Annotated in this window: 13 protein-coding genes; 3 read left to right on the top strand and 10 right to left on the bottom strand. The window is 46.2% G+C overall.

Features of this window, described 5'->3' with window-relative positions:
* The first annotated feature begins 79 nt into the window (after positions 1–79).
* Positions 80–505 carry a YusW family protein gene (locus tag D479_RS17615; RefSeq protein WP_008639747.1) on the top strand — a complete coding sequence of 142 codons (426 nt, stop codon included), beginning with the start codon at positions 80–82 and terminating at the stop codon, positions 503–505.
* Positions 506–534: 29 nt separating this feature from the next.
* Here D479_RS17615 and D479_RS17610 read toward each other — a convergent pair whose 3' ends face one another.
* The 6 genes from D479_RS17610 to D479_RS17590 all read right to left on the bottom strand — a co-directional run bounded on the left by D479_RS17610 (position 535) and on the right by D479_RS17590 (position 6,498).
* Positions 535–834, bottom strand: coding sequence for a hypothetical protein (locus tag D479_RS17610; protein WP_008639745.1), 300 nt, complete (start codon positions 832–834; stop codon positions 535–537).
* Positions 835–997: 163 nt separating this feature from the next.
* Complete coding sequence (locus D479_RS17605) at positions 998–2,146, bottom strand: saccharopine dehydrogenase C-terminal domain-containing protein (RefSeq protein WP_008639743.1); 1,149 nt, start codon at positions 2,144–2,146, stop codon at positions 998–1,000.
* A gap of 27 nt (positions 2,147–2,173) precedes the next feature.
* On the bottom strand, positions 2,174–3,670 hold the full coding sequence (locus D479_RS17600; protein ID WP_008639741.1) for an aldehyde dehydrogenase family protein: 1,497 nt from the start codon (positions 3,668–3,670) through the stop codon (positions 2,174–2,176).
* 1 nt (position 3,671) lies between these two features.
* A complete protein-coding gene (locus tag D479_RS21350; protein ID WP_346773264.1) occupies positions 3,672–4,700 on the bottom strand; it encodes a thiamine pyrophosphate-dependent enzyme in 1,029 nt (342 codons plus the stop codon).
* An 80-nt stretch (positions 4,701–4,780) separates the two neighbouring features.
* Complete coding sequence (locus tag D479_RS21345) at positions 4,781–5,326, bottom strand: thiamine pyrophosphate-binding protein (RefSeq protein WP_346773263.1); 546 nt, start codon at positions 5,324–5,326, stop codon at positions 4,781–4,783.
* Positions 5,323–6,498, bottom strand: coding sequence for an aminotransferase class I/II-fold pyridoxal phosphate-dependent enzyme (locus D479_RS17590; protein ID WP_008639739.1), 1,176 nt, complete (start codon positions 6,496–6,498; stop codon positions 5,323–5,325). The genes D479_RS21345 and D479_RS17590 overlap by 4 nt, the downstream gene beginning before the upstream one ends.
* 280 nt (positions 6,499–6,778) lie before the next feature.
* Between D479_RS17590 and D479_RS17585 the strand changes: the two genes are divergently transcribed.
* Positions 6,779–7,966, top strand: a complete 1,188-nt coding sequence (locus tag D479_RS17585; RefSeq protein WP_008639735.1) for a CoA transferase — start codon at positions 6,779–6,781, stop codon at positions 7,964–7,966.
* Positions 7,967–7,978: 12 nt separating this feature from the next.
* Positions 7,979–9,172 carry an acyl-CoA dehydrogenase family protein gene (locus D479_RS17580; protein ID WP_008639734.1) on the top strand — a complete coding sequence of 398 codons (1,194 nt, stop codon included), beginning with the start codon at positions 7,979–7,981 and terminating at the stop codon, positions 9,170–9,172.
* Positions 9,173–9,174: 2 nt separating this feature from the next.
* On the opposite strand, the gene uvsE is transcribed toward D479_RS17580, so the two are convergent.
* The 4 genes from uvsE to D479_RS17560 form a co-directional block, all read right to left on the bottom strand.
* Positions 9,175–10,152, bottom strand: a complete 978-nt coding sequence (gene uvsE, locus D479_RS17575) for a UV DNA damage repair endonuclease UvsE (protein WP_008639732.1) — start codon at positions 10,150–10,152, stop codon at positions 9,175–9,177.
* A 593-nt stretch (positions 10,153–10,745) separates the two neighbouring features.
* A complete protein-coding gene (locus D479_RS17570) occupies positions 10,746–11,210 on the bottom strand; it encodes an SRPBCC family protein (protein ID WP_039871747.1) in 465 nt (154 codons plus the stop codon).
* Positions 11,211–11,236: 26 nt separating this feature from the next.
* Complete coding sequence (locus tag D479_RS17565) at positions 11,237–11,866, bottom strand: class D sortase (RefSeq protein ID WP_008639727.1); 630 nt, start codon at positions 11,864–11,866, stop codon at positions 11,237–11,239.
* 61 nt (positions 11,867–11,927) lie between these two features.
* Positions 11,928–12,818 carry an LPXTG cell wall anchor domain-containing protein gene (locus D479_RS17560; RefSeq protein ID WP_008639726.1) on the bottom strand — a complete coding sequence of 297 codons (891 nt, stop codon included), beginning with the start codon at positions 12,816–12,818 and terminating at the stop codon, positions 11,928–11,930.
* Between the last annotated feature and the right edge of the window lie 191 nt (positions 12,819–13,009).

Below are 13,009 nucleotides of genomic sequence, written 5' to 3'. Positions count from 1 at the left end.
AACTTTTACTGCGACGTTTAGTCAATGATTTTTCAGCATAAACTAAGATCAAATCCGATAAAGGAAGGCGGCAGGAAGAATGAAAGTCGTTTTCATTTGCCTATTGACAGGATTTCTACTTTTAAGTGGATGGATGTCCAGCCCGGAAACAGCAAAAAAGGAAGATAGGGTCCTGAAACAGTCCCTTTCTTCCTCTCCCCAACACGTGGAACAAATCCATATAGGAGTCATTTATCCAAATAATAAGGTCGTGCGCATTCGATTCCATTCCGGCAATCAGCAGTCTGCAGCCTATAGAGACGACCGGAACCTGATCAACTGGAAAGGGGAAGAGGCATGGAGGGAACTCGATGGCGTTCTTGAAAGCCTTATCTTATCTAAAGAATTGGACGAATCCTTCTATAAAAATGCTGTGCTTGAGATGTTTGCGATTTCCACAGATTATAAGGAATTCTCCATGGAAGTGACCTTCGAAGATGGAACAAAACTCAAAGTGGAAGAATAAATAAACTATAAAAACCAGAGAAACTCAGCTCAAAGGCGGTTTCCCTGGTTTTTGAATTGTCGCGCATGCATCTTGGCAAAGGCGATGATACGGCGGTAAACATCCGGATGAATCTCTTTCTTTAAAGGGATATAAAGTTTAGCACTATCCTCGTCAATGATTTTGATCCGCTCTCCTCCCCTTACATAAAGAGTCACATAGAGGAACGGGTCCCTCATTTCAATCTGTCTGAGGTAATTTTTTGGAAACTGCGCGGTGATCAACAATCGATCTTCTACCTGCTTCAAAGAAAGCTGGCTGTGAAACGTTAGATTATTTATTTCTTCCAAGTACAACAAACCACCTCCGCATTTTTACAGAATTTTATTAGGCCTATAATAACATTCCACATCCTCTACTTGAAATCCTACCCTTCCATCTACAGTGACTGTAAAGTTAGTGTGAAGGTTTTCTTAAAACAGGAAAGGGCGGTCTCTGCCGCCCTATTCCTTCTTACTTTAGGTCCTCATTAATCATGACTCCGCGCTTCGCCATTTCCTCGATATACAACGCACCTGGAACGATGGACTCCGGCGGACATACACCTCGCTTGGATATGGCACCGCTTCCGATCATTTGTGCGACAACAGATATCGTATTAGCAGTCGCACGGGCCATTGCTGTCACCTTTGTTTCCGGGTCTTTATACGTCACCATCTCGTACTCGTATGTCTTCTCGACGCCTGCCCTGTTTCCACCAACGCTCACGCGCAGGAGCACAGCATCCTCTTTATCTTTCAAGTCGACTATTGGGTCAATGGACTTTAGTAAGACCTCTCTCGTCTTTATCAGTGTTCCGCCTATTTCGACTGTATTGTCGGCTCCGGTTAAGTTCAAATCTACGAGCAGCTTCATTTTTTCAGCATGGCCCGGGTAGCGGATCGTTTTGTACTCGAGCGTCTCTATATTCGGGTAGGATTTCAACAGCGTCGAAGTCCCGCCCGACGTATGGAAAGCTTCCAGCGGCCCGAACTTTGCGAAATAGATTTTTTCCACTTCTGTAAGGGATTCCACCTCCGTAAGTTTTCCACCACGAATGATTGTAGAAGGATCCGAATAATGATCGAGCAGACCTTCCATGGAGAAGACATGATTATATTCAAGCGGGGGTTCTGGACGAACCGGTATCCCTCCTACGAACAGCCGGATCGAAGACAGGTGATTAAGCTTTCCAGCACCGAATCCGGAGAGAATATTTATCATCCCCGGAGCTACACCTAGATCCGGTATAATAGTCACACCCTCCTCTTTAGCCCGTTCATCAAGTTCGAGCACTTTATCGGTTATGTGCCCGATATGCCCTCCAAGGTCCACCGAATGAACACCAACATCGATTGCTGTCCTCGCTACTATTTCATTAAAAGAATAGAACAAAGCATTGATGACGACGTCATAGTCCTTGAGAAAGGCCGCTAGCTCGTTCGTATTCCCGGCATCGACGACATGAGCACTGATTTTACCGCTGCTCAGCGATTTACAGACCGCTTCTGCTCTTTTAAGGTCGATATCTCCAAGCCCGACCTTCTTCACGCCGGGACTGTGCACTAAATCACGCGCTGCTTCTTTTCCCATTAAACCAGACCCTAGAACAGCTACTCTCATTGTCCCATCCCCTTTTATATATTGATCTTAATCCACGTCGATTTGGGCCCTTTGGAGCTTTCCGCTGAAATCGACATATACGGCTTTCCACTCTGTAAATACATCCAACGCAGCAACCCCGGAGTCTCGATGGCCGTTGCCTGTCCCCTTCGTACCTCCAAAAGGAAGATGGATTTCAGCTCCTGTCGTTCCGGCGTTTACGTAAACAATTCCTGTATCTAAATCTCTTTGAGCCGTAAAGACTTTGTTGACATCCTTTGTAAAAATGGAACTGGAGAGACCATATTCTACACTGTTGTTGATATCAACGGCTTCTTCAAAACTCTGGACAGGAATAAGCGAAACGACCGGTCCGAAAATTTCTTCTTTGGCTATACGCATGTCTTTTGTGACATCTGTGAACAGGGTGGGGGCAAAGTAGTTGCCTTTTTTATGGCTGCCGTTTTCCATAATATAGCCGCCCGTAAGCAGCTTGGCTCCCTCCGCTTTCCCAACATCAACATAGCCTTTTATTTTTTCGAGGCCGGACCGGTTAATAATCGGTCCTACTTTGATCGATTCATCCAAGCCGTTGCCGATGGAAAGCCTGGCAATTGCTTTCTGAAGGCGCTCTTCCAGCTCATTTTTCACCTTCTCATGTACCATCACACGGCTGCACGCCGTGCAACGTTGGCCGCTTGTTCCGTAGGCGCTCCACAAGATCCCTTCTACGGCAAGGTCCAAGTCTGCGTCATCCATGACAATAACCGCGTTCTTTCCACCCATTTCAAGGGATACTTTCTTCAGACGCTCCCCGCATTTCCCTGCAATGGTGCGCCCGACCTGGTTGGACCCTGTGAAAGAGATGACGCGGATGTCCTCTTCTTCGATCATGGCTTCTCCCACTGTCGAACCAGAGCCGAAGACGACGTTAAGTACGCCTTCCGGAAGTCCGCAATCCTCAAAGATCCTTGCCAGTTCGAAAGCCATAATCGGTGTTTCCGTCGCAGGTTTCCAAACGACTGCATTTCCAGCTACAATTGCCGGAAATGATTTCCATGTAGCAATGGCAATAGGGAAATTCCAGGGGGTGATGATGCCGACAACACCGACGGGCGCGCGGACACTCATTGCGAATTTATCCTTTAACTCAGATGGTGTTGTTTGACCGAAAAGTCGTCTTCCTTCACCGGCCATGTAAAAAGCCATATCAATTCCTTCCTGCACTTCACCGCGGGCTTCCTCAATCACCTTTCCGTTTTCCATCGTTAATAATTGAGAAAGACGTTCCTTTTCTTCTTTCATCCTCTGACCGACTTTGTATAGAATTTCTGCACGCTGTGGTGCGGGTACTAGTGCCCATTTTCTTTGAGCCTTCTTTGCAGCCTTCACCGCATCGGAGACTTCCTTGCGCGTCGACAACGGAACATGAACGATCGTTTCGGATGTAGCTGGATTGACAACCGGCACCGCGGCTCCTGACTTGATTTCCTCCCATTTACCACCTATAAAGTTACGCAGTGTTTCCGTTTGAATATGACTCATACTATTCCTCCTCCATATGACGCTCTCTAATTTGGTCGATCGTTGCTCCTACCGATATCCGCTCGCGGTCCTCTTCAATTTCAATGAGGACCGGTCCATCTATCTGCAGGGCTTCTTCCAATACTTCACGGAATCGGGAAGCCGTTTTGACATAAAACCCTTTTGCTCCAACTTTGTTTGCCCATTCATGGAATGGAACTTGTCCCAGTTCTGTACCGATGACTTCACCTGGATAATGCATTTCCTGATGCATCCGAATAGTACCGTACATGCGGTTGTTAAATACGATACTGATGACAGGGATGTGATACCTTACCGCTGTTTCCAACTCCTGCATCGTCATCATAAATCCACCGTCACCGGACAGGGATACCACTTTCTTTGTAGAGGAAGCAAGCTTTGCTCCAATCGCTGCCGGCAGACCATATCCCATAGCTCCTGAAGTAGGGCCGATATAAGTCCGATCCTTCCTGAATTGAAAAAAGGAGTGAAGCCACCCGGCAAAGTTCCCTGCATCATTGGTTATAATCGTATCTTCTGGAACCGTTGCTTGCAGATGACCGATTATTTGACCATTCAGCGTTTCGTCTCTCGACGTAAGCGTTCTTTCATAAACCAACCTTCGTTCCTTCCTCCATTCCTCCCACGTTCTATTAAGAGAGAGAGCATTTAACGAATGTAATGATTCCTTTGCATCCGCTACACAACCGACATCCGGCGCAAAACTTGTTCCGAGAGTATCATAGGATATATCGATGTGTATGAGTTTCTGCCACGGCTGAATTAAGGAATAATCCTGGGTGGTCACTTCGGAAAGTCTCGTTCCGACCGCAAGAATCACATCCGCACGTTGGACGGTTTCTTTGACACCGCGGTCCAGCCCTAAACCTAAGTGGCCGACATAGTGAATGGAGTCGTTTGGATACACATCGTGCCTCCGAAATGCAGCCAGCACCGGAATATCAAATTTCTCCGCAAATGTTCTTAATGAAGCTTCGGCCCCTGATGCAACGATTCCACCACCGGCAATGATAACCGGCCGGTCTGCCCCCTTCAGCAGATCGAGGATGTCTTGGATTTGACTGTCCGAGAGCTTCGGTTTCGGAATCTTTACAGGGCCTTTTGAAATACCATGGAGGACGTCTGCTTTAATACATCTTCCGGCAGAGAAAGCACCACAGGCCCCGGTCTTCCTGTCCTTGCAATCCGGAATGCTCTTTGTACAAGTTCCGCTGTCCTTGGAGGCTCACGTATTTCAGCCACCCATTTTGAAATCGGACGCAAAAAAGCCTCAAGATCCACTTCCTGAAAGCCTTCACGGCCACGAAAACCTGAGTGTACCTGACCAAGCAAAACGACCATTGGTGTAGAATCCTGGTACGCGGTGTGAACCCCAATGGTTAAGTTCGATGCCCCGACCCCTCTCGTAGCCAGAACCACCCCGGGTTTTCCGCTTGCCTTGGCATAACCTTCTGCCATGAAGGATGCTCCACCCTCATGTCTCGCAGAGATTAGCTCGATATTCTGCCTCTTCTTTATGGCGTCCATCACAGGAAGGTAACTCTCTCCGGGAACGCAAAACACTTTGGATATTTTCTCCCTGTTTAGACATTCAACGATGGCCTCTGCGCTTGTCATTGTTTTTTCTTCTTTCATACAGATCCCCCCTTCCTCGCTTTCTTCATACGAATGACCGCTTGTTCCAGCCTATCTAAAGGAACAGACAAACTGATCCTTACATACCCTTCTCCACCTTCGCCGAAAGCCGTGCCAGGGGTAATAATGACTCCCGCATTGTCGAGCATCTTCTCACAAAACTCTGCAGATGTTTCTCCCGCCGGTACCTTTGCCCATATAAACAGCGTTCCCTTCGGTTTCAAAGCTCTCATATCTAGAGATTCTAAAGCACCCATCATCATCTCCAAACGTTTTTCATAGATGCAGTTGTTCTTTATAACTTCCGATAGATCACTTTGAAGCGCAGTTGCCGCTGCCTTCTGAATCGGGAGGAACTGACCAGTGTCTTTATTGCTCTTTACTACCGACAACGCCTGGATCAATCGAGCGTTACCTACGACATATCCGATCCTCCACCCCGACATGTTGAAACTCTTTGACAGAGAACCGAACTCGACCGCGACTTCTTTCGCTCCTTCTACCTGAAGAATGCTTGGTGCACGATAGCTTCCGAAAGTAACCAGGTCATAGGCGGCATCTTGAATTAGAAAGATTCCTTTATTACGCGCAAAGGTTACAGCTTGCTCGAATGTTTTCCGTTCCACGGTTGCTCCGGTAGGGTTGTTTGGATAGTTCATGAGCATCAGTTTTAATCGCTGGTCCTCCTGACCAAGGAGCCTTTCAAAAAGGGGCTTGTACCCGCTCTCCTCATACAGCCGGTATTTAATCCCTACACCATGAGCCAAGTGAATGGCGGATTGATAAACAGGATACCCGGGATCCGGCATAAGGACACCGTCTCCCGGGTCGATGACGGCTTCCAGCATATGGGCCAACCCTTCCTTGGAACCAATCAGGGCAAGCACTTCCGTTTCCGGATCCAATTGAACATCATAGCGTTTCTCATAGAAATCAGCGACCGCTTGTCTAAACTCTTCGCAGCCGCTGTATGGAGAATATTTGTGATTCGCCGGTTTGTGGACTTCATCCACCAACCGGTCGATGATGAATGGAGGCGTCGGCAGGTCCGGAGCCCCTATTCCAAGATCAATCACGTCTATCCCCTGCGCCTGAAGCGCCTGCTTCTTCTTTTGAAAAATAGAAAATAAATAGGTAGGTAAACGATCCACTAACTTCGAGCTATGCATCATACCATTCAAACCTCCAAGCTGAACCATAATTGATCAAATGAACTGCCCACTATCTCATTCTATGGTCTGCCGTTCTGATTCATGATCATTGATTTTAAGAATCATAAATAATAGGGGACCGGCATAAATTAAAGTGTACATCCGGACAACTTCCCTCCCTTGTTTCAAGAAATGATCATGTTGTTCCCAAGCCAGTCGGATTCATACTTCGTATGGGTTCTTCTGGCTTTTCCCATGAGGGTACGCCCATATAATCCCAATCCAGATAGGATGTGGTGGTATGACAACCGCACTAAGCGGCATACGTGTGTTGGATTTATCGAGAGTCCTTGCCGGTCCCTACTGCTCTATGATCCTAGGAGATCTAGGGGCGGAAGTAATCAAAGTGGAAGCGCCCGGTGGAAGTGATGACACGAGGACTTGGGGACCGCCGTTCCAACAGGGGGTCAGCGCTTATTATCTCTGTGCAAACAGGAACAAAAAAAGCTTAACTGTTGACTTGAAAACAGCCGAAGGACAAGCAATCATACGGGAGCTGGCGAGCCGGAGTGATGTTCTTCTCCACAATTTCAAAACCGGTTCGATGGAAAAATTCGGACTGGACTATGAGAGTATGAGCGAGCTTCATCCCGCTCTCATCTATTGTTCCATTACAGGTTTTGGAGAAACCGGTCCCTACAGCCATTTACCAGGATATGACTTTATCATCCAAGCCATGAGCGGATTGATGGCCGTTACAGGTACGCCTCAGTCCGGCCCTCAAAAAACAGGTGTTGCAATTTCCGATATTCTCACAGGTCTGTACGCAGCTATTGGAATTCAGGCAGCGCTGCTCGAGAGGCAACACACCAATAAAGGGCAGAAAATAGACTTATCCCTGCTCGACTCAGCGGTCAGTGCTTTAGTGAATATCGGAAGCAATTTTCTGATGACAGGAGAAGAACCGACCCGCATGGGAAATCATCATGCAAACATAGCCCCCTACCAGATGTTCAAAACAAAAGACGGGGAGGTTATAGTTGCAGTCGGTAATGACAGGCAGTTTTATCATTTTTGCAATGCTGTCCAAAAGCCGGAACTCTCCGAAGATCCCCGTTTCTGCACGAATGCTGTCCGGGTTAAGAACAGGGAAGAGTTGACCGCTATTCTGCAAAAAACTATGGAGGAGAAAAAAACAGCCTATTGGTTGAAAATATGCCGGGATTCTCAAATACCAATAGGACCTGTTCATACGCTTACCGACGTTGTGCAGGATGAACAGCTGATGGCAAGGGATATGTTCGTGACTGCGAACCATCCGGCGGCAGGCCCCATTCGGATGGTCGGAAGCCCGCTGAAGTTATCCGGATCATCCTTCCGTGTCAACCATGCCCCGCCAGAACCCGGGGAACATACAATAGAAATTTTAAACATGCTTGGTTACAGCAGAGAAATTATCGATGAATGGAAAAAAAAGCGCATCATATAAGGAGGCTTACTAATGAATTTCGACTATAGTGATGAACAGGTAATGCTGAAAAAAACAGTAAGGGATTTTGTAGATAAGGAAGTTATGCCTTACATTCAGGAATGGGATGCGAGAGGATTTATAGATGCCGGTATCTATAAAAAACTTGCGGATTTAGGTTTAATGGGGGTATGCATCCCGGAAGAGTACGGCGGGAGCGGCATGGATTATAATGCGCTGGCCATCGTCTGCGAAGAACTCGAACGTGGAGACACGGCATTTAGAACAGCTGTTTCCGTACATACCGGACTCAACAGCATGTCGCTGCTCCAATGGGGGAATGACATACAGAAAAAGAAATACCTCATCCCACAGGCGAAAGGCGAGAAAATAGGGGCATTCGGCTTGACGGAACCGGGAGCAGGATCGGACGTGGCTGCCCTTCAAACGACCGCGCATAAGAATGGGGATCACTATATTTTAAACGGTCAGAAGACGTGGATATCCCTATGTGATACGGCTGATCACTTTCTTGTTTTCGCCTACACAGATAAAAGCAAAAAACATCATGGGATATCTGCGTTTATTGTGGAGAGGACGTGGGAGGGTTTCTCTTCCAAAGCGATTAAAGGAAAACTGGGGATACGGGCTGGAAATACAGGCGAGTTGTTTTTTGATGGCGTCCGAGTTCCAAAAGAGAACCTGCTAGGTAAAGAGGGAGATGGTTTCAAAATAGCCATGGCTTCCCTTGATAACGGCAGATTCACTGTGGCAGCCGGAGCTTGCGGGCAAATCATGGCATGCCTCGAAGCAAGTGTTCAATACTGCAAGGACAGAAAGACCTTTGGTAAAGAAATAGGAAGACACCAGCTCGTTCAGCAAATGATCGCCAGGATGGAAGCAGGTCTTCAGATGAGCCGATTACTCGTCTATAAGGCTGGAGAACTAAAAAACAAAGGTGTTCGAAATACCAGGGAAACCTCCCTCGCCAAATGGCAGGCCTGTGACTTCGCAAATGCTGCTGCCGACGATGCCGTTCAAATCCACGGAGCGTACGGCTACTCCGGTGAATATCCAGTAGAGCGGTATTTAAGGAATTCGAAGGCCCCTGTCATTTATGAGGGAACGAGGGAAATCCATACGATCATGCAGGCGGAATACGTCCTTGGTTACAGGAAGGATAAGCCGCTTCATAACAAGCTCCCTCCCTATGAACCTAAGATTTAAACCTAAACACCTGTTCCTTTCCAACGAAAAGTGGAAGGTGTTTCAATAAGGATATTGGGATGAGTCTGTAATTCCCTCATCAGCTTTTTCAGTGCCTGATCCTTTTGTTTCGCCTCAATCATACAGTCTATCATCGAAGTCGACCCATCTACATTTTTTATAAAATTTAAGAACATGTCCCTATCAATGAAATCAGCATGGCTGTTAAAAGCTTTTTCACTTTTCGGACTGGATATATGCATTTTAACTGGAAGCTGGGATCCCCGCCACGTGTCGATCACCCTCGACCAGTGTGACGTCCAATCTTCCCCATCGTTATTAGCCAAATGATGGTGAAGGTCAAACACTTGAGGGATACCCAGCTTTTCGCATATATACAAACAATCGGAAAGAGTGAAGGAAGTATCATCGTTCTCAATCATCACAAGCTTCTGCAGTCCGTTCGGTACATGCGCCCATTGGTCAAGGAACCTTTCCAGAGACTTTTCTTTATCCCCATACTTTCCTCCCAGATGAAGTACACAGCGGTGCATAGGATCGATCCCCATGTAGTGAAGCAGCAGGTAATGGTGCTTTAATACTTCCATGGAATTACGAAAGACATCCTCACTTGGAGAGTTAAGAACGACGAAATGATCTGGATGAAAGTCTACGCGCATCGCATGTGAAATGGCATAGTCTCCAAGCATGTTAAGCTCTTTCTTAATAGAGGAGATATAATCCCAGTCGGTCACTTCTTTATGAGTAGCAAGGGGAACAAGTCGTGAACTGAACCGGAAAAATTCAATTTGTTCCACGAGATTATGTTTTAAGATACGCAGACAATTATGAATGTTGGATACAGCGATGCTTTCAAGCTTTCTTAACGCTGCTTCCCGGTCTTTCATCCCAGAAAATCGCTTGAAGGTTAACGTCTGTGACGGTGAAGCATTTTCAAGCTCCAGGCTCATTGCTACATATCCCAGTCTAAATAAAGTCATGATTTTCTCCTTCTTTTTCGTTAGTTTGGGGTGAAATCACAATTTCATGTACTTTAAATATTGAAACTTCAGCACGCGGCAAACCTGCCCCCAGCCAATCCAAACTTCGATAAGGGTGCATAAGAAAGAGCCGGCAGTATCCAAATTCCTTTTTCCCAATAAAAACCTGCGCCTAGGACGGCAAGGTACACCATTCCATAAAAATACAAAATAAATGCTGCAATATTTTTTTATTTTTTTAAAAAACAGGGTGGGGAGAGGTTTATGTCACATTGCTTCAGGGTATATACTCACTAAGACCATTGAAGAGGCTCAACCATTGCGAGTTCGTTTCCCAAGGAACGAATCATTGGCGGATAAAGGGAACATCTCCCGTGTATGGGTATAGGCAGAGCCCTGATGAAGCCGAACAGGAAGTGGAAAGAGTCATTACACGCTTGAAGGGAAAAAGCACAACAGGAAACGGATTCACAAGCAAGAATCCTTCCGATCAGCTTTTCACCACAGGATCGCGAACGATTCTGAAATGGTTGGGTCCCTTCAGTGGTCTAAAAAAACCCGGCATAACTGCCGGGTTTTTCATTACTCACTCATCATTCCAATTGTCTTCTCAAAGCAATCTCCGCGAGAGCCTCTGCTCTTTCCATCAATAACCGTCGCATATACCTTTTCAAAAAAAGCACATCGGCAAGCTTACCTATCCATCCGAACGGCGCTTCATATTCAAATACATCCGTCATGATTGTACCGCCGCTTTGTGTATTCTGGAATCGGTGTGTATGTGTAAAAGAATGAAATGCGCCTTCCAGCATTTGGTCCGTGAAATTCCACGGCTCGTTCAATTCAGTAATCTGAGCGGTCAATGACTGCCAAACACCAAGGTGCTTGGCTCTCCACGTTACCTGATCTCCAAGCCCCATAATGCCACTGGTCACTCCACTGATTGCACTCTCCAGGCTCTTCTTCGTTGTTTCTGTATGTACATCTACATTTCTGGCCATATTAAAGCAAATCTCCACAGGTGCGTGGATGTACTGATGATGTATAAGAACGGGCATCTATTCTTCTCCCCCATAAAAAACCATTATTCTATTTTATTCACACTTTCGAGAGTCGCCTCAATAATATACCTGTCCGGGGCGTCTCCAACGAATTCAAAGGGATAACAGGTAGTAAGCGTCAGGACAGGTTCATCCTTATCAACAATGACAGTGCGATCTTTTGCATCGGTGACCCAAGTCTTGGCCACGCGGTATTCGTATCGCTTGTTTTGGAATTCCACAAATATACTGTCTCCTTCCTCCACTTCTCCAAGCCCCGTAAAAACAGTCTCTCTATGGCCGCTCAAAACCGTATGGCGTTGTTCTTTGGGAGTCGTTGTCCATTGACTAACATACATTCCTACCCCTCTTTTCAAGGATTCTTCATCGGCTCCCCAATAAACTTTGAACCCTTTCTCCAGCTTGGGAATGATCACTCTCCCCACTTCATCCCCTTGCTTAAACGTCTCCAGATCTTCCGTATAAACAGGAGGTTTTTCTTTCCTCTCGATTGTTTGTTTTTCCATAGATGGAGCATCTTTGACCTGATCCCATTGCTCAATTTCCTCCAGTGGTACTTCTTCCACCGCCTGGATCGAGCTCCACCACTGGAAGCCGAAAAAGAATGCTATGACAATTCCGGCAGCCATTACAGCAGCAAGTATCTTATTCAAAAGTCGATCTCCTTCCATTATGTATAGAGGGGAAACCGACAAACCGGTCTCCCCTTCCATATTAAGCGTTCTGTTTTCTTCTAAACACCAACACACCGCCTGCAGTTAAAGCAAGAATAGCTCCAAGAAGCGTAAACGCTGGTTCGGATGTAGCCGTATCCGGCATTTCCCCGCCCGCTGCCTCCAAAGGCTCCGCTCCGTTTATTACTTCCTGTGGTATTTCTACGGTCCCGACATTGTTAAACTCGCTGACCGTTGTTTTAGATGACTGGGAAATATTCATCGTTTGGCCTTCCATGGAAAGGCTCATATCGATCATCATATCCACACTGGTTAAATAATGGTTTTCTTTATCTACAGTTATTTTATAGGACACATCATTGATTGTCATCTGATCCTGCAGTTGTTCCATCATTTTCTGCATTTCCCCGCTGTCTTCTCCGGAAGACATATTGGACTCCATCATCTTCATGGACATTTCCAAAAGTTCTTGTCCATCTCCTTCATAAGTTAAAACATAGCCATCATCCGACTCTTCCACACTCATGTCTTTAGCAAGGCCGGCCGCCTGATCCACCTGCGCTTGTGCCATCATCGCATTCTTGATCATGGTACCATCCGTTACTTTAACCCATCCTTCTCCAGGAATTTCTGTAAAATAACCCTCTTCCGATAGATAGGATTCGATCGTCTCCCCATCAAGCATAGTCTGAATATGCATGACTAACGGATTGTTTTGAACATCCGCCGACATTTCTGTCTTAACGGCTTCTTCGCTTGAACCATCCGTCATTTCCGATACGGTATGGATTTTGTAACTATCAAGTTCCATCATAGCCTTATTGGATTTCTTCAGAATCTCCTCTGCTTCCATCTCCTCTGCGGATATCTGCATCGGTAATACGAACAAAACCACCAAAATCAACGACAGACTTACCCATTTTTTCGCCATCCAAACACTCCCCTATCAAATTTGGTGAAAGAGCAGCAGTCATTATGTATGTAAGGGACAAAAGATGCATCCACTTTCCCCACCAAAGTCCCTATTTCCTTATTATTACATCATTAAACATTTTTAGGTGATAGAATGACAAAAAAACGAAAAACATCGAAATTTCCGCATATTAAAACTTGACTCTGCAA

The sequence above is a fragment of the Halobacillus sp. BAB-2008 genome, from assembly GCF_000328325.1.
GTDB lineage: Bacteria > Bacillota > Bacilli > Bacillales > Halobacillaceae > Halobacillus.
Note: the sequence above shows the minus strand (reverse complement) of the source record. Positions and strands in the feature narration are given on the sequence as shown.